This window comes from uncultured Pseudophaeobacter sp., from assembly GCA_905479575.1.
GTDB lineage: Bacteria > Pseudomonadota > Alphaproteobacteria > Rhodobacterales > Rhodobacteraceae > Pseudophaeobacter.
In genome coordinates, this window is record CAJQNB010000031.1 from 21,209 (window position 1) to 43,722 (window position 22,514).

The 22,514-nt window shown below is 58.7% G+C and carries 21 protein-coding genes, 1 tRNA gene and 1 pseudogene; 10 read left to right on the forward strand and 13 right to left on the reverse strand.

Annotated features, from left to right (window positions below):
- Positions 1 to 228 precede the first annotated feature (228 nt).
- The 5 genes from QZ268_RS09825 to purC all read right to left on the reverse strand — a co-directional run bounded on the left by QZ268_RS09825 (position 229) and on the right by purC (position 5,181).
- The gene (locus QZ268_RS09825) at positions 229 to 1,566 is read right to left on the reverse strand and encodes a sigma-54 dependent transcriptional regulator (protein WP_295451642.1); all 1,338 of its coding nucleotides are present in this window, start codon (positions 1,564 to 1,566) and stop codon (positions 229 to 231) included.
- A 34-nt stretch (positions 1,567 to 1,600) separates the two neighbouring features.
- A complete protein-coding gene (locus tag QZ268_RS09830) occupies positions 1,601 to 3,373 on the reverse strand; it encodes an ATP-binding protein (RefSeq protein WP_295451645.1) in 1,773 nt (590 codons plus the stop codon).
- Between the two features lie 36 nt (positions 3,374 to 3,409).
- Complete coding sequence (gene purQ / locus QZ268_RS09835; RefSeq protein ID WP_295451648.1) at positions 3,410 to 4,078, reverse strand: phosphoribosylformylglycinamidine synthase subunit PurQ; 669 nt, start codon at positions 4,076 to 4,078, stop codon at positions 3,410 to 3,412.
- A complete protein-coding gene (gene purS / locus QZ268_RS09840) occupies positions 4,078 to 4,308 on the reverse strand; it encodes a phosphoribosylformylglycinamidine synthase subunit PurS (RefSeq protein ID WP_027240574.1) in 231 nt (76 codons plus the stop codon). The genes purQ and purS overlap by 1 nt, the downstream gene beginning before the upstream one ends.
- A 111-nt stretch (positions 4,309 to 4,419) precedes the next feature.
- Positions 4,420 to 5,181, reverse strand: coding sequence for a phosphoribosylaminoimidazolesuccinocarboxamide synthase (purC, locus tag QZ268_RS09845; RefSeq protein WP_027240575.1), 762 nt, complete (start codon positions 5,179 to 5,181; stop codon positions 4,420 to 4,422).
- Between the two features lie 406 nt (positions 5,182 to 5,587).
- Between purC and QZ268_RS09850 the strand changes: the two genes are divergently transcribed.
- The 3 genes and pseudogenes from QZ268_RS09850 (at position 5,588) to QZ268_RS09860 (ending at position 9,403) form a co-directional block, all read left to right on the forward strand.
- Positions 5,588 to 7,537 (forward strand): phosphatidylglycerol lysyltransferase domain-containing protein, encoded by a 1,950-nt coding sequence (locus QZ268_RS09850; protein ID WP_295451654.1) that lies wholly within the window; start codon positions 5,588 to 5,590, stop codon positions 7,535 to 7,537.
- A gap of 167 nt (positions 7,538 to 7,704) precedes the next feature.
- A complete protein-coding gene (bmt, locus tag QZ268_RS09855) occupies positions 7,705 to 8,730 on the forward strand; it encodes a betaine--homocysteine S-methyltransferase (RefSeq protein WP_295451657.1) in 1,026 nt (341 codons plus the stop codon).
- A gap of 319 nt (positions 8,731 to 9,049) precedes the next feature.
- Positions 9,050 to 9,403 (forward strand): annotated as a pseudogene (locus tag QZ268_RS09860) (hypothetical protein).
- A 101-nt stretch (positions 9,404 to 9,504) separates the two neighbouring features.
- Here the strand turns inward: QZ268_RS09860 and QZ268_RS09865 are convergent.
- Positions 9,505 to 10,584, reverse strand: coding sequence for a PA0069 family radical SAM protein (locus QZ268_RS09865; protein WP_295451660.1), 1,080 nt, complete (start codon positions 10,582 to 10,584; stop codon positions 9,505 to 9,507).
- 223 nt (positions 10,585 to 10,807) lie between these two features.
- Between QZ268_RS09865 and QZ268_RS09870 the strand changes: the two genes are divergently transcribed.
- Both QZ268_RS09870 and QZ268_RS09875 read left to right on the forward strand, forming a co-directional pair.
- Positions 10,808 to 11,506, forward strand: coding sequence for a corrinoid protein (locus tag QZ268_RS09870; protein ID WP_295451662.1), 699 nt, complete (start codon positions 10,808 to 10,810; stop codon positions 11,504 to 11,506).
- Position 11,507: 1 nt separating this feature from the next.
- Entirely contained in the window at positions 11,508 to 12,227 is a 720-nt protein-coding gene (locus QZ268_RS09875) for a DUF1638 domain-containing protein (protein ID WP_295451665.1), read from the forward strand.
- 81 nt (positions 12,228 to 12,308) lie between these two features.
- Here QZ268_RS09875 and QZ268_RS09880 read toward each other — a convergent pair whose 3' ends face one another.
- Positions 12,309 to 12,938 (reverse strand): glutathione S-transferase family protein, encoded by a 630-nt coding sequence (locus tag QZ268_RS09880; RefSeq protein WP_295451668.1) that lies wholly within the window; start codon positions 12,936 to 12,938, stop codon positions 12,309 to 12,311.
- 95 nt (positions 12,939 to 13,033) lie between these two features.
- On the opposite strand from QZ268_RS09880, the gene QZ268_RS09885 reads away from it, so the two are divergent.
- Positions 13,034 to 13,768, forward strand: coding sequence for a YafY family protein (locus QZ268_RS09885; RefSeq protein ID WP_295451675.1), 735 nt, complete (start codon positions 13,034 to 13,036; stop codon positions 13,766 to 13,768).
- Here the strand turns inward: QZ268_RS09885 and QZ268_RS09890 are convergent.
- The gene (locus QZ268_RS09890; RefSeq protein ID WP_295451681.1) at positions 13,765 to 14,175 is read right to left on the reverse strand and encodes a SufE family protein; all 411 of its coding nucleotides are present in this window, start codon (positions 14,173 to 14,175) and stop codon (positions 13,765 to 13,767) included. The two genes, QZ268_RS09885 and QZ268_RS09890, sit on opposite strands and share 4 nt — an antisense overlap.
- A 138-nt stretch (positions 14,176 to 14,313) precedes the next feature.
- Here QZ268_RS09890 and QZ268_RS09895 point away from each other — a divergent pair, with 138 nt between their 5' ends.
- On the forward strand, positions 14,314 to 14,832 hold the full coding sequence (locus tag QZ268_RS09895; protein WP_295451682.1) for a hypothetical protein: 519 nt from the start codon (positions 14,314 to 14,316) through the stop codon (positions 14,830 to 14,832).
- 210 nt (positions 14,833 to 15,042) lie between these two features.
- Here QZ268_RS09895 and rnd read toward each other — a convergent pair whose 3' ends face one another.
- The 4 genes from rnd to QZ268_RS09915 all read right to left on the reverse strand — a co-directional run bounded on the left by rnd (position 15,043) and on the right by QZ268_RS09915 (position 19,056).
- A complete protein-coding gene (gene rnd / locus QZ268_RS09900; protein WP_295451685.1) occupies positions 15,043 to 16,200 on the reverse strand; it encodes a ribonuclease D in 1,158 nt (385 codons plus the stop codon).
- An 82-nt stretch (positions 16,201 to 16,282) separates the two neighbouring features.
- Positions 16,283 to 16,885: a phosphoribosylglycinamide formyltransferase gene (gene purN, locus QZ268_RS09905; protein ID WP_295451687.1), complete on the reverse strand. Its 603-nt coding sequence runs from the start codon at positions 16,883 to 16,885 to the stop codon at positions 16,283 to 16,285.
- On the reverse strand, positions 16,882 to 17,943 hold the full coding sequence (gene purM / locus QZ268_RS09910) for a phosphoribosylformylglycinamidine cyclo-ligase (RefSeq protein WP_295451691.1): 1,062 nt from the start codon (positions 17,941 to 17,943) through the stop codon (positions 16,882 to 16,884). The genes purN and purM overlap by 4 nt, the downstream gene beginning before the upstream one ends.
- A 117-nt stretch (positions 17,944 to 18,060) precedes the next feature.
- Positions 18,061 to 19,056 carry an MBL fold metallo-hydrolase gene (locus QZ268_RS09915; RefSeq protein ID WP_295451693.1) on the reverse strand — a complete coding sequence of 332 codons (996 nt, stop codon included), beginning with the start codon at positions 19,054 to 19,056 and terminating at the stop codon, positions 18,061 to 18,063.
- Between the two features lie 117 nt (positions 19,057 to 19,173).
- Between QZ268_RS09915 and QZ268_RS09920 the strand changes: the two genes are divergently transcribed.
- Positions 19,174 to 20,109 carry a LysR family transcriptional regulator gene (locus QZ268_RS09920; protein ID WP_295451696.1) on the forward strand — a complete coding sequence of 312 codons (936 nt, stop codon included), beginning with the start codon at positions 19,174 to 19,176 and terminating at the stop codon, positions 20,107 to 20,109.
- Between the two features lie 36 nt (positions 20,110 to 20,145).
- A tRNA-Ile gene (locus tag QZ268_RS09925) sits at positions 20,146 to 20,221 on the forward strand.
- 458 nt (positions 20,222 to 20,679) lie between these two features.
- On the opposite strand, the gene QZ268_RS09930 is transcribed toward QZ268_RS09925, so the two are convergent.
- On the reverse strand, positions 20,680 to 21,264 hold the full coding sequence (locus tag QZ268_RS09930) for an SRPBCC family protein (protein WP_295451698.1): 585 nt from the start codon (positions 21,262 to 21,264) through the stop codon (positions 20,680 to 20,682).
- Between the two features lie 154 nt (positions 21,265 to 21,418).
- On the opposite strand from QZ268_RS09930, the gene QZ268_RS09935 reads away from it, so the two are divergent.
- The gene (locus tag QZ268_RS09935) at positions 21,419 to 22,291 is read left to right on the forward strand and encodes an AraC family transcriptional regulator (RefSeq protein ID WP_295451700.1); all 873 of its coding nucleotides are present in this window, start codon (positions 21,419 to 21,421) and stop codon (positions 22,289 to 22,291) included.
- The last annotated feature ends 223 nt before the right edge of the window (positions 22,292 to 22,514 follow it).

Genomic DNA, 22,514 nt, shown 5'->3' on the forward strand with positions numbered 1-22,514 from the left:
CATGTTATCACCATAAGACCAGCGCTGCAGAAATGACAATGGACATTCGTCATTGCAGGCCGATCGATGGCACAACAATGCGGGTAAAAAGCAAAATGATGAATGTTTCATTAAAAAACCTGGGGTCGACGCCACTCCGCTGACGCCATCCCCAGGCCAAATCACTGGCGTTACACCAAAAAGCAATCTTACCCACAGGACATCCTGTGCCCCGTGGGCAGGACAGCGCTATCCCAGATAGTCAGAGCGCTGCAGCGCATATTTTGCCATCTTTTCATTCAGGGTCCGGCGCGGCAGGCAGAGCTCTTCCATCACGCTGGCAATAGAACCCTTGTGACGGCGCATGGTGTTGTCGATCAACATCCGCTCAAAGGCTTCGACATATTCCTTCAAGGGCTTGCCTTCGGTGGTCATCACCGGCTGCATCTCTTCGTGATCGGACATCAATAGCGATGCAATGGTGCCGGAACCGCGGCGCGCCTGCAGCACGGCCCGCTCTGCCACATTGATCAGCTGACGCACATTGCCCGGCCAGGGGGCCTGCAACAGCTGCGCCGCCTCCTGAGCCGAGACCTGCGGAGCGTCGCAGCCGTATTCTTCGGCGAACTGTTCGCACAGCCGGGTAAACAGCGTCAGGATGTCTTCGCCGCGCTGGCGCAGCGGTGGCACCATGATGCGCAGGGCCGCAAGGCGATAAAACAGATCCGGGCGCAGGGCGTCTTCACAGGTTTTCCCGGCTTCCTGCAGGTTCGAGATCGCAATGATCCGCGTTTCCCCCGGCATGCCTTGCTCGTTGATGGCGCTCAACAGCTTGGCCTGCAAGGTTTCGCTCAGCGCCTCGATCCCTTCCAGAACCAGGGTACCGCCCCGCGCCTCTTCCAGGGCGGGCAACAGGCTGTCTTCTGGCTGCATCGGGCCAAACAGACGTTTGGACAGAGCCTCTTCTTCCAGCGCGGCGCAGGAGATCAGCACAAACTTCTTGCCCGCACGGCTACCTACCGCATGCAGCGCATGGGCGACAAGTGTCTTGCCGGTGCCGGTTTCCCCATCAATCAACACGTGGCCGTCGGCCTGGCCCAGATCCAGGATGTCTTCGCGCAGGCGCTCCATGACCGGGCTCATACCAATGAGTTTCTTCATGATCTGACCACCGTCAGACAGCTCCCGGCGCAGGGCCCGGTTGTCCAGGGTCAGGCGGCGGGCACCGGTGGCACGTTTGGCCAGCTCTGACATCCGGTCGGGGTTGAACGGTTTCTCCAGGAAATCAAACGCCCCGACCCGCATCGCCTCAACCGCCATAGGGACATCCCCATGGCCAGTGATCATAATCACCGGCAAGCCACTGTCGCTGCCCATCAGTTTTTTCAGGAACTGCATCCCATCCATGCCGGGCATCTTGATATCCGAGATAACGATACCCGGATAATCCGCCCCAAGCTCCTTTAGCGCATCTTCGGCGCTAGCAAAGGTCTCGGTGTCGTAGCCCGAAAGCGCCAACCATTGGCTGATTGACTGGCGCATATCCTGCTCATCATCAACGATCGCAATTTTCATGGCCTGTGCCATAGGACACCCCTTCTTTGTTTTTTTTCACGGACCGCTATTCAGCGGCCTCGATGCCGTCCACAAGGATCGGCAATTGCATCTCAAACACGGCGCCGTTTTTTTGCCCGTTGCGCGCCGCGAGCCGGCCCCCTAGGTCGTTGACGATCCCAGAGGAGATGGCAAGCCCCAGCCCGACCCCGTCGCCGGCCTGTTTGGTGGTGTAGAACGGATCAAACAAGCTGCCAAAATCCTCGATCCCCACCCCATTGTCGCGCACCGTCAGGGTCGCGGTCTCCCCTGCGGCCAACAGGATCTCGACCTCCGGCTCCTCCACCGATTTGGTAGCATCCAGGGCATTGCGCAAGAGGTTGACCATCACCTGTTCCAGCCGCATGCGATCCGCCATGACAAAAACCGGATCTTCGGGCAGAATGCGGGTGATTTTGACGTGGCGCTGCCGCAGTTGCGGTTCCATCATCGACAGGCTGGAGGCCAGCGCATCGCCAAGGTTTACAGGGCTGAACGCATCGCCCCCCTTGCGGGCATAGGATTTCAGCTGCCGGGTAATGGCGCCCATGCGCTCAATCAGATCATCAATCCGCCCAAAGGAGGCCAGCGCCTCGTCAGGGCGGTTGCGATTGAGCAAAAGCCGCGCCCCGGCGAGGTAGGTTTTCATTGCCGCCAGGGGCTGGTTCAACTCGTGGCTGACAGCCGCAGACATCTCCCCCAGGGCGGCGAGTTTGGAGCTCTGCGCCAGGCTTTGTTCGGCCACGGCGAGGGTCTTTTGCATGCGCTCACGCTCGGCAATTTCCCGCTGCAAGCGCGCGTTCAATACGCGAAGCTCCGCCGACTCGCGCTGGAACAGCGCCATCCGGATCGCCGTCTTCCGGCTCAGTGCATAAAAGGCCAGCGCCAGCAGGATGGCGAATCCCATGATTTCCAGCGCCAATACCGCGTTCACCTTCTCGCGGATCGAGGCGAAGGTGGTGAAAGAGGTCATTCGCCAGCCCTGAAACGGCACCCGGTTTTCCAGCCGCATTACCGCTTCGCCCTGCAAATAGGCATCCGGTGGCAGGGTGCTCCAGTCCGCCGTCGCCCGGATGGCGCGCTGAATGGCGCTTTCGGGCGTTTGCAGGACCAGCGCCTCCTCTTCTTTCAGACCCCGCCAGCGCGCCTCGGTGGCGAGCACGATATTGCCCCTGCTGTCAGTGACCATCACCGCATCCGACACCCCGGCCCAGGCCCGCTCAAACTTGCGCAGGTCGACCTCGATGACGATCACCCCCAACAGTCCAGAGGTATCAACCATGCGGCGTGAATAGGTGAAACGATACCCGCCCACCTCGCGCTTGATTACCGAAAACACCGTGGATCTGGCGCGGGCAGCATCAACAAAATAGGCCTCATTACGGTGATTTTCGCCCAAGCGATTGCGATTGGTCGCCGCAACCGTGCGGCCATCGCTGGCCATCAGCATGATCGAGTTTGCGCCGATCTCATCAATAAAAGAAAGCAAGCGCTGCGTTGACAGCGAGAAATCCTGGCTTTGCAACGCCGCAATCAGCGTCTGATCCCGCGCCAACAGCTGCGGCACGATGGCATGGCGGCGCAACTCGCTGACCAGGTTGCCAGAATACAGCGCCAGCCGTAGCTCGCCGCGGTTGCGGGTGCTGTCGGTAAAGCGATGAGTCAACTGCTGGTTTGTCACCCAGACAGTGACAGCTGCAACCCCCATGAACAGCAACAGCGCCAGCCGCGCGCCCCAGGGAATGGTACGCGATCCGGTCTCTTTTTCTGGGGGTGTTTTGGGTGTCTGCGGCGCATTCATAGGACAATCCTATTCCTGGCGCCGCAGGAGCTCAAGTCACGCAGCGGCGACAATACCGGCCAATGCGCGAAAGACTGCCGTTCCATCGGTGCCACCGTGGCCTTCGTCGGCGGCGCGTTCCGGATGCGGCATCATGCCAAGCACACGACGGTTTTCCGACAGGATGCCGGCAATATCGTCCACCGACCCATTAGGGTTGTCGGCATAGGTAAAGGCGATACGGTCCTGATCCTTCAGCGCCGCAAGGGTCTCGGCATCGGCAAAGTAATTGCCATCGTGATGCGCGATCGGGATGCCAATCACATCGCCCTTGGCATAGCCCTGGGTAAAGACGCTCTGCTCGGTGGCGACCTGCAGATCAACGGTGCGGCAGATGTATTTCAGCCCGGCATTGCGCAGCAGTGCCCCCGGCAAAACGCCGGTCTCTGTGAGGATCTGAAAGCCGTTGCAAACACCCATGGCATAGCCGCCACGATCGGCATGTTCCACAACCGCCCGGCAGATTGGCGATTGCGCCGCAATGGCGCCACAGCGCAGGTAATCCCCATAGGAGAAGCCACCGGGAACGCCTACGATATCAATACCTTCAGGCAGGACGCTGTCCTTGTGCCAGACCATGGAGACATCAAAACCGGCCTGTTCAAAGGCAACCGCAAGATCGCGGTCGCAATTGGATCCGGGAAATACGACGACGGCTGCTTTCATCACTTCATCTCGATGCTGTAGGATTCGATCACGGTATTGGCGAGCAGCTTTTCGCACATCTCGGTGACATCGGCCTCAGTGGCGCCTGCGGTGAGATCAAGATCAATCACCTTGCCCTGCCGCACACCTTCAACCTTGTCAAAGCCCAGAGCCCCAAGCGCGTGGCGCACGGCCTCACCCTGTGGATCCAGAACCCCGTTCTTCAGCATAACATGCACCCGTGCCTTCATCGTGTCGTTCCTCAGCTTCGATGGGAGCGGACCCCTGGTCGCGCCCTTTGCAGAAAAGTAGGACCCAGCCCCGATCCGATTGGCGGGAGTGGGGAATTTCACCTCACCAGATCAGTTCACCAACGTTGGCTTGCTGGGGGCTGGCGGGTTGTTCGGCATCACGCCAAGGCGACGCGCCACTTCACTATAGGCATCGGTCAGGCTGCCCAGATCGCGCCGGAACACGTCTTTGTCCAGTTTCTGGCCTGTCTCGATATCCCACAGGCGGCAGCTGTCGGGGCTGATCTCATCGGCCACCACCAGGCGCTGAAAATCACCGTCATAGACGCGGCCAATCTCGATTTTGAAATCCACCAGACGAATACCCACGGCCAGCATCACCCCGGACATAAAGTCATTCACCCGCAGTGCCAGGCTGAGAATATCATCCATATCCTGCTGGCTGGCCCAGCCAAAGGCGGCAATGTGCTCTTCGGTGACCAGCGGATCCCCCAGGGCGTCGTCCTTGTAGCAATATTCCACAATGGGCCGCGGCAGCTGTGTGCCCTCGTCAATGCCCAGCCGTTTGGACATGCTGCCCGCCGCATAGTTGCGCACGATCACTTCCAGCGGAATGATCTCGCAAGAGCGCACCAATTGTTCGCGCATATTCAACCGTTTCAGGAAATGCGTTGGAACACCAATCTGGCCCAACCCCTTCATGAAATATTCGCTCAGCAGGTTGTTCAGAACCCCCTTGCCTTCGATCACGTCTTTCTTTTCGGCATTGAAAGCAGTGGCATCATCCTTGAAATACTGCACGATGGTGCCGGGTTCCGGACCTTCATACAGTGTTTTGGCTTTGCCTTCGTAGATCTTTTTGCGACGTGCCATGAGGAACCTTTCGAGGTAAAGGCCAGGAATCCCGGCCCGGTTTCTTGCCGCTCTCATAGGGCAAGGGGTGAAATGCTGCAAGTATGGTGGCGCAAACCAGTCGAATAGACCCGGTTTTAGATCTATAGACCCGGTTTTAGATCTATTGTCGCAGGCAAACACGCGGCGAAAGCAGATCGCGCGCAAAACGCCAGCAGTTTTGACCACCCCCAAAGGGGTTCTCACCAAGACGTTTCCAGCCCCGCTTGATTAAAAACCAGCAAAGTCCCGCCAGAATATGCTGCCCCTATAGGGCCGCTGCGTTTGATAAAACAGGTGCCTCTGGGCAAGCGCAGTTAACGTCACACAAACCTGAGCTTGCTAGATTGGCTTTTCTGCCCCTTCCGGGCCTCGCAGAAAGACCAAAATGCAGAGCCTCAAATCCCCCTCGGCAGGACTGCCTCTTCACGTCCTGCGCATGACAGTGCCCTTTGCGATGGCAGGCCTCTGCCTTTGGGCGATTTTCACCCGCATTGAGCTGCCCTCCCTTGCGGATCTCGGCGGTCTGCTTGGCGGCTTACAAATGTGGCAATGGCTGGCGGCCTGTAGTGCAACAGCGGTCAGTTTTTGGGCCTTGGGGCGCTATGATTCCGTGGCCCACCGGCATCTGCAAACTGGCCTGGATGGTCCACAGGCGCGCCGCGCCGGGATGGCCGCGATTGCCTTTTCGCAATTGGTCGGCTTTGGGTTGCTGACCGGGGCCTACGCCCGCTGGCGGTTGGTGCCGGGATTGACCGCGATGCAGGCTGCGCAGCTGACTGGCCTCGTCGGGCTTACTTTTCTGGCCGCACTGACAGTGATTTGCGGCATTGCCATGGTCCTGTTTCCGGTCTTTGCCTGGTTCCCCCCCATAGGCGCCCTGCTGATCACCGCCGCCCTCGCCGCCAGTCTGCTCAGCTTTGTAGCCCCCCGACTGGACCTCGGGTCTGTGTCATTGCGTTGGCCCTCGCTGACGGCCATGGCGGCGCTTTTGGTCTGGGCGCTCATTGATGTCACGGCTGCTGGCACGGCACTCTGGATGTTGTTGCCCGCCTCGCTTGACATTTCTTGGGCCACTTTGCTGGTGGTCTATGCCATCGCCCTGGGCGCCGCGATCCTGTCCTCTGCGCCTGGCGGCACTGGCCCTTTGGAACTGATGGTCTTTTCCCTACTGCCCGCACATGACAGCGCTGGCCTGCTGGCTGCACTGCTGGCGTTTCGGCTGGTCTACTACGCCCTGCCCGCAGCCATCGCCTGCGTCGTGATGGTTGTGCCAGAGCGGCTCAAATCCACCCGCGCGCCGCTCACGGATCCGGATCTGTTGGGGGCACAGCAACGCTCAGCCGAGACCCTGCCCCACCACCGGCTGCGGGCAGAAAGTGGCGTAATCCGCCAAAATGGCGGCCATATTCAGGCCTTTGGGTTTAACCAGCTGGCACTGTTGGACAGTCTGCAAATCTCTGTGGCGCTGTTTGACCCGATGATCGGCAATCTCAAAGAAACTCTCACGCCGTTGCAGCGATATGCACGTCAGCGCAATACGGCACCCTGTTTTTACAAATGTTCGGCCCGCAACGCCTTGGCGGCGCGGCAAGCCGGCTGGGCGGTGTTGCGGATCGCCGCCGAAGCCGTGGTCTCGCCGATACATTTCAGCGAATCCGGATCCAACCATCGCCAATTGCGGCGCAAACTGCGCCATGCGGAAAAAGCCGGCATTAGCGTCCGCCCCGCACCACCCAACCTGCCATTGGACCAAATGGCAGCCCTGGATCAAGTCTGGCAGGATCGCCACGGCAGTGCCCATGGCACCACCATGGGCCGGTTTGAGGCCAATTACCTGACCATGCAGCGGGTCTTTCTCGCGTGGCAGGAGGAGCGCATTATCGGTTTTGTCAGCCTGCACACTGCTGAAACAGAATGGTGCCTTGATCTGATCCGCATCTGCCCAAATGCCCCCGATGGGACGGGCCATATCATGCTGCGTGCAGCCATTGCTGCCGCACGGGAAGACGAGATTCCGCGCCTGTCACTGGCAGCCGTCCCCGATCACCGCTTAGCCCCCCGCATGGACCAGGGCCTGCGCAGGTTCAAAGCCTGCTTTGCACCGGACTGGCAGCCCCGCTACATGGCCTGCCCAACCTGGGCTGATATGGCAATCGCCGGATTTGAACTTTTCCGCCTGATCCATCGCCCTGGCCCGGTTCACCCCGCCAGCCTGGCGCTGCTGCGCAGGCAAAACGGCAACCCGGGCACAGACCGAGACGCCGAAACACTAGCCTGGCAGAGCGCACAGGAGGGTCAGCCAGGATCAGCGCATTCTGCTGCGCGTGCCTCATAATCTAGTTGAGGAATATGCATTTGCGCTCCCGGCTCTGCCATGACACAGCACGTCTAATCCTTGGCGGCCTATGGTTTCTGGCGTAGATCTGTGACAAATAGTGCAACCGACAGCCAAGCAGACCGAAGAACAGCCGACACTTGCCTCTCCTTTTACAGGACATACCGATGACCAATTTTTTTGCCGAATTCCTAATGGAAAAAGACGTCCTTCTTGCCGATGGCGCCACGGGCACCAATCTCTTTAACATGGGGTTGCAGTCCGGGGATGCGCCCGAGCTGTGGAATACGGATGAACCCAAAAAGATCATGGCGCTGTACCAGGGCTCGGTGGATGCAGGCAGTGACCTGTTCCTGACCAACAGCTTTGGTGGCACCGCTGCCCGTTTGAAACTGCATGACGCTCAGGGGCGGGTGCGGGAACTCAACCGCGCCGCTGCAGAACTGGGTCGCGAAGTTGCCGATAAGGCCAATCGCAAGATCGCTGTTGCAGGCTCGGTTGGTCCCACTGGTGAAATCATGTTGCCTGTGGGTGAGTTGAGCCACGAACTGGCTGTCGAAATGTTCCACGAGCAAGCCGAAGCCCTGAAAGAAGGCGGTGTTGACGTGCTCTGGGTTGAGACCATTTCAGCCCCCGAAGAATTTCGCGCCGCCGCCGAGGCCTTTGCCCTGGCAGATATGCCCTGGTGTGGCACCATGAGCTTTGACACCGCCGGGCGCACCATGATGGGCGTCACCTCTGCCGATCTGGCCCAGCTGGTTGAGGATCTGCCCAATCCACCGCTGGCCTTTGGCGCCAACTGCGGCACCGGGTCGTCGGATATTCTGCGTACCGTTCTGGGCTTTGCCGCCCAGGGCACGGAACGGCCGATCATTTCCAAGGGCAATGCCGGCATTCCAAAATACGTTGATGGGCACATCCACTATGATGGTACCCCCGAACTGATGGGCGAATATGCCGTCATGGCGCGGGATTCTGGTGCTAAAATCATCGGTGGCTGTTGTGGCACCATGCCGGAGCACCTGCGGGCCATGCGCCAGGCCCTGGACACCCGCCCCCGTGGAGACCGCCCAAGCCTGGAGAAAATTGTCGAAGTGCTAGGCCCCTTTACCTCTGCCAGCGATGGCACTGGTGAAGAGGAAAAGGCCGCGAGCGAACGCCGCTCCCGCCGCGGAAGCCGCCGTCGCAGCTAAAGCGTTAAGCTGAAACCCCACATCGTTGCCACCGCGTCTGGTGGCAACGATACCGCCAAAGCGGCTATTCCCTGCCGGATCGGGACCTGTGAAATATCCGTGCGTGTCGCGACACGACCTGCCAATTTGGCGACAGTGACAGCCTTGGATGTGGGGCTGACAAAGCAGCAGACGAATCCTTTTCTGCCCCCCCAGAGGCTTTGTTGCACAAATCGCTTCAGGGATTCACTGCGTGAATCCAGCATGATAGCTGGCGGGAATGAGCAGTTGGTCACCCACAAAATACAAGACCAAGAACTGGCCGTCGTATAACACGGCGTTGAAGCGGCGCGGATCGCTGTCCATTTGGTTCGCCCCCGAGATGGTCTGGGTTCCGCCGCCGAATAGTAAGCCCCGGGCGACAACAGAGTTTCAGTAACCCACCACGGCCGGAGCCATCGCTCGGAACGATGCAGTGGATGCCTCGCGCTACCTCGGTCGAACCATTTGGAAGCGATGGAGCGGGTATCACCGCAGTAGCCGCGTCGAGACCAATATGCACTGTGTGAAGCAATTGGGCCAATCCTTGATGGCCCGAGACTTCGACCGACAGGTCGCTGAGATCCAAATCCGGATCGCCGTATTGAACCGCTACACCGCTCTTGGCATACCTGTCACAAAGCCCGCAGGATAACTCTAACTCCGTCCGGGAAAGGGGGAGGCTGTCCTTCAGAGGATTTGCGCAACAAAGCCACTACCGCCCACGAAAGCGCCATCGGCACAGCGAAAGACAAATCAAAACAGCCCGAGCTGATCCCCCGGTTGGGGAGGCCGTTCAAACAGATCCGTTGTGAGATCTGGCTGACGCTCCGCAAGCCCCAACCGCCGACAGGCTGCATTGAATCGGCGCCCGATCATGGCGGCGTATTCCCCCTCGCCGCGCATGCGTTGCCCCCAGCAAGGGTCATAGTCACGCCCGCCATGCATTTCTCGCAGCCGTGCCATCACCTTTGCCGCACGACCGGGTTCATGTTCCGCCAGCCAGTCCTGCCACAGCTCCGACACTTCGCGCGGCAACCGCAGCATGATCCAGCTGGCCGCATCCGCGCCCGCAGAAGCACCAGCAGCCAGGAGGGCCTCCAGCTCGTGATCCGTCAGCCCCGGCACCACAGGTGAGGCCATCAGACGAACCGGCACGCCTGCATCAGACAGACGGTTGATCACCGCCAGCCTCCGCGCAGGCGTCGGTGCACGCGGCTCCATCCGCCGCGACAGCTCCGGGTCCAGGGTGGTGACAGAGATTCCGACCCGCACCAGGCCCTTGGTTGCCATATCCGACAGAATAGCAAGATCGCGCTCAATCAGGCTACCCTTGGTGACAATGGCAATCGGATGGTTGAAGTCCCGCAGCACCTCCAGGCAGGCCCGCGCCAGGCCGTGGTCACGCTCGCAAGGCTGATAGGGGTCGGTATTGGTGCCCATGGCCAGGGTTGCCACCTTGTAGCGCGGCTTTGACAGCTCCTGTCGCAGCACCTGCGCCACATTGGGACGGGCAATCAGACGGGTTTCGAAATCCAACCCCGGCGACAGGCCAAGATAGGCGTGACTGGGGCGGGCAAAACAATAGATGCAGCCGTGTTCACAGCCCCGGTACGGATTGACCGAGCGATCAAAGGGCAGATCCGGTGAGCGGTTGTATGAAATGGCGCTGCGGACCTGTTCGAGCCGAATTTCGGTGGGAATCACCTCAGGGGGCTGCTCTTGTTCCCAGCCATCGTCAACGGACTCGCGGCCCAAATCAAAGCGGCTTGACGCATTGCTGAGGCTGGCGCGGGCTTTGCGACGCAGCGCGGGGGAGTGAATCATCTGTTCCATTCACCCATTGTGGCAGTGATTTTGGAACAAATGAAGAACAAACCCGCGAAATCGAAGATTTCCTTGCGAATTCTTCATTATTAATCTGCATATTTTGGCCCTATAGGTCGGTCCAGACAATGGCAATGTCGCAAATAATGCAGTCTCGACGCGGCAATATGGCCCAATAGTCGGCACAACGATGCCACGCCGGGGACTCCCCGCCCACTCAAGGAATAGGCGCATGTCAGAAGAAGAAGAAATCATCCTGGCGGAACTGGACGACGAAGAACTTGTCCAACAGATGTTTGATGACCTTTATGACGGTATGAAGGAAGAAATCGAAGAAGGTGTTCAGATCCTTCTGTCGCGCGACTGGGAGCCCTATAAGGTGCTGACAGAAGCGCTGGTTGGCGGCATGACCATTGTTGGCGCTGACTTCCGCGATGGCATCCTGTTTGTTCCAGAAGTTCTGCTGGCGGCAAACGCGATGAAGGGCGGCATGGCGATCCTGAAACCTCTGCTGGCGGCGACTGGCGCGCCACGTATGGGCTCGATGGTGATTGGCACCGTCAAAGGCGACATCCACGACATCGGCAAAAATCTGGTCTCGATGATGATGGAAGGCGCTGGTTTTGAGGTGGTGGACCTGGGCATCAACAACCCGGTCGAAAACTACCTGGAAGCGCTGGAAGAGCATAACCCCGACATCCTGGGCATGTCCGCCCTGCTGACCACCACCATGCCCTACATGAAAGTGGTGATCGACACGATGATCGAACAAGGCAAGCGCGACGATTATGTTGTTCTGGTTGGCGGCGCACCGTTGAACGAAGAGTTTGGCAAAGCAATCGGCGCTGACGGCTATTGCCGGGACGCCGCTGTTGCAGTGGAAATGGCCAAGGATTTTGTTGCGCGCAAGCACAACCAGATGAGCGCCTGATTTGGCACGCAAAGGACGTGCAGTCCGCTTAACCGAGCGGGCTGCATTTCGCCCCCCCACTGGGCGCACGCTTGAGGAAAGCTCCCTCACAGAACAGGGTCTGGCTGCCCCTGAAAAGAAACACGGCCGTATCCTGCTGATCGCCTGCGGCGCCTTGGCGCGTGAAATCCTCGCCATCACCGACATCAACGGGCTGGATCACATCGACCTCACCTGCCTGCCCGCCAAGCTGCACCTTTACCCCGATCAGATCACCCTTGCGGTTGAAGGCGCGGTTTTGAAACATCGCGGTACCTACGACAAGATCTGTGTTGTCTATGCAGATTGCGGCACCGGTGGGGAGCTCAAGCAAAAATGCGACGAGCTGGGCGTGGAGATGGTGCCCGGGCCCCATTGCTATTCCTTCTTTGAGGGCAACGAACAGTTTGCACAACACGCCGAGGCTGGCGAAATCACCGCATTCTATCTCACGGATTTTCTGGTGAAACAGTTTGATGCCTTCATCTGGAAACCCATGGGGCTGGACAAGAACCCCGAGCTGCGCGACATGATTTTCGGCAACTACACCAAGCTGGTCTACCAGTCGCAGCTCAGCGATCCGGCGCTGCTGGCAAAGGCGCAAGACTGCGCTACCCGCATGGGGCTGGCCTTTGAACACCGGCACACAGGCTATGGCGAGCTGCAAGACGCGGTGCTGCACTGGGGCACGGCCAAAACCTGAGGGAAGGGATTTCCCCCTCCCTCAGTCCCAGGTGCAGGTGCAGGTCCTGGTTCAGGCCGCCCAGGTCCCGGTTCAGGCGGCTTAGGCTGAGGCTTTGACCTCCAGGCTTTGTATCGCCTCTGCTTCAAACGCCTCCAGCGCGGTGCTGTCCTGCGCCGCTACCACCCGGGCCACCCAGGCTTTCACCACAGTACTGTCGGGCATCAAATGCGGCGCCCAAAGAAAGGCTGAGGCCATGATGAGATCAGCCACAGTCAGGTCATCGCCCAGCAGAAACGGGCCGTCCCGCAAACCCGTTTCCAGCTGCGCCCCGACCTCGGTCAGGGTGCGAAACGTCCCCACCAGCGCCGGGTGGTTCACCTCAGCAAACTGCGCCACCAGCGCAGGCTCCAGCACTCCGCCATAGTAACATATCCAGCTCAGGTAGCTGCCCCGCCCCGGAGCGCCGATCTTGGGGCTCAAGGGTTGGCCAAACAGCTCATCCAGATACATCATGATGGCGCCACTCTCGCGAAGGGTCTCGCCCTCATCAGTGACCAGATACGGCACTTTGCCTTCGGGGTGGGCATTCATCGGGTCCCGCCGTCCCGTGCCATCATTTTTGACAATATCGACGCAGATAACCTCCACCGCGTCGAGCTTTCCCATCAGCATAAGCTGGGAGATGACACGGGAAGAGCGGGTGTTGGGAGAATGATATAGCTTTGGCATCAGAAAAGAACCTTTCAGGTTTTGGTTGTCGATGCGGGCTATATGGCGCTATGCTCCTGCCAAATTCTGTCAGGAGCGATTGCTTAGCTTACCCCATGGCCAAATCTGATCGTCTGTTTCGTCTGCTGCATCTTATCCGAGGGCTCACGCCGCCGGTGACCGCCGCCCGGCTGGCTGCCGCGATGGAGGTCTCAGAGCGCACCATCTACCGCGACATCGACAGCCTGCGCGCCGCTGGTGCCAGGATCGAGGGAGAGGCCGGCCTGGGCTACACCATGGTCGAGGACCCCGCCCTGCCGCCGCAGACCTTTACCCAGATCGAAATCGAAGCCCTGACGCTGGGCTTGGCGGAGGTGGGACAGCGGGGTGACAGCGATCTGGCGCAGGCTGCCAGTGATGCGCTGGTGAAAATTCTGGCGACCCTGCCCGAACGGCAGCAGCGCCAGGCCATGCATGCCGTCAATCTGGCGCATCGCTTTACGGCGCCGCAAACCCCCACCATCGACATGACGCTGCTGCGTGAAGCCATGTGGGCCGAAGAGGCGCTGGAAATTGGCTACCGGGACCTAAAAGACGCCCAGACCCGACGGCGCATCTATCCGCTTGCCCTGTCCTACCATGACCATGCGGTGATGTTGCTGGCCTGTTGCTGCAAACGCGCGGATTTTCGTATGTTTCATGTCACCCGCATTGATGGCTATGCAAAAACCGGCGAAAGCTTTCGCCCCCGTCGGGTATCGCTGCTGCGAGACTACATTGCGCAGCTGCAAGCGCGCGGCAAAACCAGGCAGGGCCTCACTTGCGATCCAGACAAAACCACGCCGCGTTAGAGCTGTGCCGCCGCCGTGTCGCGGATGCGCTCGATCATTGCCCGCAGCCCATTGGAGCGCTGCGCCGACAGATGTTCGTTCAGACCCAAACGCTCCAGCTCGGCCCGGGCATCCACCGCCACCACTTCAGCCAGGGTGAGGCCATTATAGAGGCTGCGCAGCACCGCAATCAAACCGCGCACAATCAGCGCATCGCTTTCGCCGTCAAAATGAAACCGCCCGTCAGTGATTGTTGGATGCAGCCAAACCTGACTGGCACAGCCGTCGACCTTGGTGGCAGGCACCTTTAGTGCTTCTTCCAAAGGCTCCATTGCCTTGCCCTGTTCGATCACATGGCGATAGCGATCTTCCCAGTCTTCCAGGAATTCAAAATCTTCGACAATCTCTTCAAATGCGGCGCTGGCCATGTCCGGGCGTCCCCTCGTTTGTGACGGAAATCAGCAATGCAGCACCTAAGCCGCCTGTCCATGCTTTTCAACAGCTTTTCAAGCGCCGCGCAATCGGGTAACCACAATCAACCAGACTTAAAAGACGGGCGGGACGACATGCGTAAATCCTTGGCACTCATCTTGGCGGGCACGCTGATACTTTCGGGCTGTGGCGGCTGGCGTGAGTCACGTATTAATCCAGGAAACTGGTTCGGCAAATCACGGTCCGCACCCGTTGCTGTGGCCGCCGAAAGCGAACCCACCAACCCCCTGCTTGCCGAGGAAGGGCGCAAGAGCATCTTTGACCGTGCTGAAAAAGAAGACCTGAGTGTTCCCGTGGCCAAAATCAGCGCGCTGCGGGTGGAGCCAACCCCCACCGGCGCAATCATCTATGCCAGTGGCATTGCTTCGCGTCAGGGCGCCCATGAGGTAGAGTTGCGGCAAGTTCCCACTACTGCAGAGAACACGATAGAATACACCATGCACGTTTTATATCCGGTGTCTGCGACCCCAGCGGGAAGCGAGCACAGTCGCACCATTCAGGCGGCGGTGACCCTTTCAGAACAAGACCTGCGTGGTATTCGCACAATCCGGGTCAGCGGCGCCGAAAACGCCCGCGAAACCCGCCGCCGCTAAAGCCGCCAAGGTCGCTTAGAACAAGCGGCTGGTTAGACAAGAACCCATTGAAAAAGCCCGGAGTGACAACACTCCGGGCTTTGTTATTTCCATTTGCAGTTTACCAGCGCCAGGTTTCCGTCAACTGGCGGAAACAGCCAGCTGCAGGGCCATTCAGCAAGAAAGCCAACCAGCAGCCCCTGCGGTCAGCCCCTCGCGGGCGCCCAGAGACTACAGCGCCACCACTTTCACCGATTGCCCCTTGGCAGCCAGGGCTATTTCGCCATTGCACAGGCGCAGGGCATCCTCGCCAAAGACCTCATGCCGCCAGCCCGTCAGGGCGGCAACGTCGCGCTCCCCTGCGGCGATGGCATCCAGGTCGGCGCTGGGGGCAATCAGCTTGGCGGCGACGCCGGCGGATTCGGTCTTGGCCTTCAGCAAGACCCGCAGTAGATCCGACAACGCCGGGTTAACCTGCATCTTTTCCCGGCTGCGATCTGCCCTGGGGTGTTTGTCAGCCGGGCAGTTAATGCCCTTGGCGACAGCCTGCAAAATACCTTCGGCAATGGCCCCTTTGCGGGCCTCACGCAGCAACAGGCGGGAGCCGCCCAGATCGGATCCGGTGCGTGGCTTGGTCGAGGCCAGCTCAACCAGTGCGTCATCCTTGAACACCCGGTTGCGCGGAACATTGTTGGTCTGGGCGTAGTCTTCACGAAAGGCCGCCAGTTCCCGCACCACAGCCAGGAACTTCCCCGAGGAGGTGCGGGTTTTGACCCGGCGCCACGCCTCTTGCGGCTGAATGTCATAGGTCGCAGGATCGGTCAGCACCTGCAATTCTTCGGCAACCCAGTGCGAGCGGCCGCTGCGCTCCAGATCGGCGGCGAGAAATTCATAAACCCGCCGTAGATGGGTCACATCCGCCAGCGCATAGGTCTGCTGGGCTTCGCTCAAAGGACGCCGCGACCAATCGGTAAAGCGCGAGCTTTTGTCGACGCCTTCCTTAACGATCTTGCGCACCAGAGTTTCATAGCCGACCTGATCGCCAAAACCGCAGACCATGGCCGCAACCTGGGTATCAAACAGCGGCTTGGGGAAAACACTGGCATCGACCCAGAAGATCTCCAGATCTTGCCGGGCAGCGTGGAACACCTTGACCACAGATTCATTGCGAAACAGCGTATAAAGCGGTTCCAGCGACAGGCCGTCAGACAGTGGATCGACCAACACTGCATCGTTTTCCCCATCACCGGAAAAGGCAATCTGGATCAGGCAAAGCTTGGAGTAATAAGTGCGTTCGCGCAGAAACTCGGTATCCACCGTCACGTAGGGATAGTTTGCCGCCTCTTCACAAAAGGCCTGCAGCTCGTCGGTGGTGGTCAGAGTTTTCATATATCACGACTTTTCTGGTGTTCTGGTCCAAAGGAATGGCCATGGTGATACGCCTTTGATGCCAACAATGCAAACCGCCAGATCAGCCCTGCAGCAACACCGGGCTACGGTCCCCCGCCGTAAAGCGTCGCAGTACCGCCGGGTAGAGCCGATGCTCCTGCACCAGCACCCGCGCCGCCAGATCCGCGGGGGTATCTCCGGGCAAGACAGGCACCCGCGCCTGGCCCAAAATGGGCCCGTCATCCAGCGCCGGGGTGACCTCGTGCACCGTGCAGCCATGCACTGCATCGCCCGCTTCCAAGGCGCGCGCATGGGTGTGCAGGCCCTTGTATTTGGGCAGCAAGGACGGGTGAATATTCAGCATGCGGCCCTGAAAATGTGCCACAAACCCCGCGGTCAGAACCCGCATGAACCCGGCCAGGCAAACAATATCTGCGCCAGCCTCAAGAATGGGCTTTACCAGCTCAGCCTCAAAGGCGGCGCGATCGCCCTTAAACGGGCGGTGGTCCACCGCCGCCGTGGCAATGCCCGCAGCGGCGGCCTTTTTCAGCCCGCCAGCCTCGGCGTCGTTTGACATTACCAGACAGGGGCGGGCCGGATGGTCGCCCGTCATGCTCTCGATCAGCGCCACCATGTTGGAGCCGCCGCCCGAGACCAGAATGGCCACCTTTTTCTTGTCGCTCACAGCAGCTTGCCCGTGTGCAGCTTTCCTGTGTAGCGCATGCCAGCACCAGCCGTCACCGTGCCAAGGCGGCTGACGGTTTCGCCTTCGTCCTGCAGAATATCGACCAGCTCATCGGCGCGATCCGCGGACACCGAAAGGATCATGCCAATGCCGCAGTTAAAGGTCTTTAGCATCTCAGCCTCAGCGATACCGCCTACCTCGGCCATCCATTTGAACACACCGGGCAGTTCCCAGCTGTCCAGGTCGATTTCGGCGCCCAGATCTTCGGGCAGCACCCGTGGCAGGTTTTCCGTGAGACCACCGCCGGTGATATGGGCCAGCGCATGCACGCCCCCTGCCCGCACAGCGGCCAGGCTTTGTTTCACATACAAACGCGTTGGCGTCAGCAGCGCCTCGCCCAGGGTGCCGTCGCTAAAGGGCGAATCCGCCTCCCAGCCAAGGCCGGACAGTTCAACAATCTTGCGCACCAGCGAATAGCCATTGGAATGCACCCCATCCGAGGCCAGCCCCAACAGCACGTCGCCCTCGACCACGCCCGCAGGCAAGGCGGTGCCGCGCTCCATCGCGCCCACGGCAAAGCCCGCGAGATCAAAATCTCCCTCGGGATACATGCCCGGCATTTCAGCGGTTTCACCGCCAATCAGCGCGCAGCCAGAGCGCACACAGCCCTCGGCGATGCCTTCGATGATCCGCGCAGCTGTTTCTGTTTCCAGCTTGCCAGTGGCAAAATAGTCTAGGAAAAACAGTGGCTCAGCGCCCTGACAAACCAGATCGTTGACACACATGGCGACCAGATCAATGCCGACGCCGTCGACCACACCGGTGTCGATGGCGATACGCAGCTTGGTGCCGACTCCATCAGTGGCACCAACCAGGATGGGATCGCTATAGCCCGCATCCTTGAGGTCAAACAGCGCGCCAAAGCCGCCAAGGCCGCTCATCACGCCGGAGCGATTGGTGCGCTTGGCGGCGGGCTTGATGCGATCCACCAGGGCATTGCCCGCGTCAATATCCACACCTGCATCCGCATAGGTCAAACCGTTCTTGCCGCTGGTCATCTCTTGGCTCCTTAAAACTGGTTGCGCAGCCTTTATCGCAAGGCTCACCGGAAAGAAACAAGGGAATCCACCGTGCGCGACCTGTCGCACGGTGGAGCGGCCAAATCAGCCGTGAGATCAGAGGCCAAATTGCCACGGTGCTGATTGATATGCGTAGCCTTCCGTCTGGCGCAGCACCCGGCCAAGACCCGGGAAGTCGATATGGCTGCCGGTCAGAAAAAGCCCATCGGTAGCGGCACGATCCAGCATTTTGTGACGCGTCGCCGCCGTCAGCTCCGGGTCGGTGTCAAAGGCGATGGTCCAATCCGGATAGGCAAATTGCAGCGCAGTACTGTGGATGATGTCGCCCCAGAACAACAGCTGCTGCCCGCCGCTGTCCAGCATATAGCCCGTATGTCCAGGGGTATGCCCCGGCAACGGCAGCGCGGTGAAACCCGACAAAACAGAGGCTTCGCCCGCAATCAGCCGCAGCCGGTTCTGATAGGGGGCAACTGTCATACGTGCCATCTGGAAAAATCCACGGCTGTTTTCCGGAACCGAGGCCATGATGGCGTCGTCATGCCAGAACTCCCATTCCACCTGTGACACCACCAGTTCTGCATTTGCAAACACCGCCGTGCCATCGGCAGCAACCAACCCGCCTGCGTGGTCCGGATGCATATGGGTCAGCAATACCGTGGAAATCTCGCTGGGGTTCACCCCCATGGCGGCCAATCCGGCGCCCATTGCGCCCAAGTTTGTCCCCATCAGATCAGCCGTGCCAGCATCAATCAGGATTTTTTTGTCGCCAAGCTCCACCAGATAGGCCTGCACCGGGATCTGTAGCCCCGCAGGGGTCATCTGGTGCAATCCCCTAGCCAGGGCTGCATTGGCTTTCTCTGCATCAAAATTGGCAAAAAGCTGCGTCCCCAAGGGCAAATGCCCATCCAACAACACTGTCACACGAGCCTCCCCAATGGAAAACTGGTGCAGAACGGGAGGCAACCCTGTCACCGGCGCGGTGGCTTGTGTAGTGGCTTGAGCCGTATCCTGAGCCAGGGCCTGACCCGAAACCAAGGCAGCAGCAGGCGCCGCTGTAAGGGCGCCCAGTAGGGTTCTACGATTGATCGTCATAAGGTTCTCCAATATGATTTAGACCTAGTCTTGGCCTCACCCCTGACTTAGTTTGCCGAAACAGGCCTATGTAGGCATAAATTGCCTATCCCTCTTATAAGCAGGACTTATAGCAAAATGGATCGACTGGGATTGCTGGAAAGCTTTATCATCGCCCTGGACGAAGGCAGCTTGAACCGAGCCGCGCAGCGCCGTGGCATCAGCCAGCCCGCCATGAGCCTCCAAATCAAGCAGCTCGAAACCCTGTTGGGCCATGAGTTGCTGCATCGCACCTCAACAGGGGTAAAACCGACTCGCCCTGGCGAGCTGGTCTATACCCAGGCCCAGGGTCTACTGTCCGGCTATGACCTGATGTGCGCCGAGCTGAGCGCGCTGAAAGAGAGTCTCTCCGGCACTTTTCGGGTCAACACCAGTACCTTTTTTGGCCGCATTATTCTGGGTCCTGTGCTGCTGGAGGTCAATCAGACATACCCCGACCTGAATATCGTGATGAAACTGGAAGACCGGCTGGTCGATGTCCTGCGCGAAAATGTGGATCTGGCGATCCGCTCTGGAACGCTGGGCGACAGCGATGGCGCCGCCCGTAAGATCGCCCAGATCGAAACCGTGCTTTTTGCCACCCCCACCTATCTGGATCAGGTGGGACGCCCCAGCACGCCAGAGGACCTGAAGCGGCTGAAGTTCATTCAGCATCACGAAGATCAGACCGGCGGCTTTTTCCCGCTGACCCTGGACGGCGTGGAGTATCAGGCGCCGGTCCATGTGGGGTTCACCGCCGATGACCCTGATTTGATCATTCGCGCGGTGGCGAACCACACCGGATATGCCCGCGCCCCACGGCTGTTTCTCGATGAGGCCTTGCTGGAAGGGCGGTTTGAGGAAGTTCTGCCCGCATATCAGCCCCAGCCCAAAGACATCTATGCCGTGTACCCCTCGCGCCATAGCTATGACAAACGCCACGAGGTTGTCGTCACAGCGCTTTTGGAGCGGATTGAGGCCCTGCAGCAGGATTCCATTGCCCGACGTTACCCGGCGACTACAATCATGGCTTGACCTTCCTGCGGGCATTTTCTAACCACGTCCTCAGGCGGGCCTGTAGCTCAACGGTTAGAGCAGAGCGCTCATAACGCTTTGGTTGCGGGTTCAAATCCTGCCGGGCCTACCACCACCGCCAAAAAGTAAAATTTTTTCAAAGCCCAAGGTGTACCGCACAGCGCGAAACCCGCTTTATAAGTTTCACTGGGTTACGAGCAAAGTGTACCGCAGTTTGCGGTCAAAAATGTCCTTTTCGCAAATTTTTTTTACGATCCGGATCCTGAACTCTGGCCCGCTTCGGTGTAAACAACACGCACCTCGCTCAAGCCATTGTTTTCAGGCAAGGGAAGCACTTTTTACTAATGAGTTTTCCACCACCTACGCAAGATAGATGGGTTCAGCCCGGTTCACGGAACCTATGGACACTTCGTTATAGAACCCAGATGGCCGCTGTCAGCCCGGAGCAGACATTCATCTGCCCTGGTTAGCTCTCTCCAGTGCTGCGGCTAGTACCAAGGCATGTGAGACAATAGGCGGCGCGCAATTCCGATTTTCTTGAACGAGGCGCACGCCGCCGGTAACGAATAGTCAGTTCTCTACTGCAACCTTAAGCTCCGCATTGAACTTCTGATAAGCAGGAAGAAGCTGGGCAACGAAGTTGGCAGCATAAGGGTTGTCGACAATTTCGTCCGATTGAATGAACAGTGTTTTGTCCCCACAGGCCTGAACCCGATAGATATGATTGTCATGACCACCGCCAATCTTGTCTGGAAACGGGTCGGACCAACCGATTTTTTCGCCATCTTCATAGATCAAAGTATGTGGAATCTCATTTAGAATGGGATTGCCCGAGGTATCGGTGCCAAACAGAAAGTTCACCACCACCTGACCTCCATTCTGAATGTCGCCCTTCATCCCCTGAAGGGTTCCAGTGCTCCATTCGGGCATCGCCTCAAAATCCATCAAGGTGCTCCAGACCTTTGCTGGAGTGGCCTCAACAAGGATTGAGGTCTCGATGCTGGCATGGGTCGCACTGAGTTGCGCGATACCGCCGTGCATCAGGGTGGCGGCACAGTCCGCGTCTGAGCTTTGACTGGTTGTCTCCGCAAGCAGAGGTTGGATGAAAGGGGCAATAAGAAGCGAAGTGGCGAGAAGGATGCGAGTAGCTGTCATGTTCTTTCCTGTAGTTTCCTGCAGCATATCTAGGCGCGACACAGTCCTGATGTCCTGCCAGTTCCTACGGAATAATTGCCAATTCCTCCGGAAGTTTCGAATTTTCCGTGATCTTAAAAACAGTGCTTGATAGGAGAGGGTTAAGGAGACAGCCATGCCACTAGAAAAACTGCACCACCTGGCAAAGCGTTATGAGCATTACAAAGGAATTGCTTCAGAAAGCCACCTACACGCTGCACATGTGTTTCAACGCGATACGGATAGTGAGTATGAGGCAATGCTGTACAACCCCTTCATTTGCATAATCCTACAGGGACGCAAAGAAGTATACATCGGGCAAAACTCTGTCTCTCTTGTGCCAAACGATGCGCTGCTGGTCAGCCACGATCTGCCAGTTACCGCAAAGATCTTTGAGGCCAGCCAAGCCGCCCCCTATCGATCACTGGTCTTTGCGCTCGATATGGGACTGCTGCGTAGCCTCTATGATCAGGTGGGCGAGATGTTTCAAAATGAAGCCTCTGCCAGCGCACTTGCTGCGACCACAACCGATCCCTCCTTTATTGCGCCAATGGTGCGCTATCTGGAACTCATGGATGCGCCATTGGATGCTCAAATCCTTGGCCCGATGATTGTTAAAGAAATCCACTTTCGCCTGCTCATGTCCCCTATTGGCGGCATGTTGAGGAACCTTCTATCGGTTGACAGTCATGCCAGCCGTATTGCCAGATCCATCAACAAGATCAGAAGCAGTTTTCGCGAACCTTTGAGACTGGCTGAGCTTGCCGAAATCGCAGGGATGAGCCCATCCTCTTTTCACGAGCATTTCAAATCGGTAACGGGTACCACGCCACTACAGTATCAGAAAGATCTGCGCTTGATCGAGGCCAGAGAGATCCTTCTGAAAGGGACCCCTTCTGTGTCGGCTGCAGGGTTTGAGGTCGGCTATGAAAGTCCAACACATTTCAGTCGTGATTATTCCCGCAAATTTGGGTGCTCGCCTAAGCATCACCTGGCGCTGGCGAAATAGGCTGCCGCCCCCCCCCTGTAGCGGAGGTTGTCCGAATAGCTTACATCTGCTGGCTCTACATTTCCATTTTTGCATGTCTACTCCGGTTGTGTCTCGAATCTGGTGGAAATTCTCTGGCGGCGTTCTCCGAGCATGTGGATTTGGGCCTGATCAGGCCGCGAGGTCAAGTCTGATCGGGGCGATGGGCTGAGCCAAGGTTTCCCAGCCATCGACCTTTCGCATC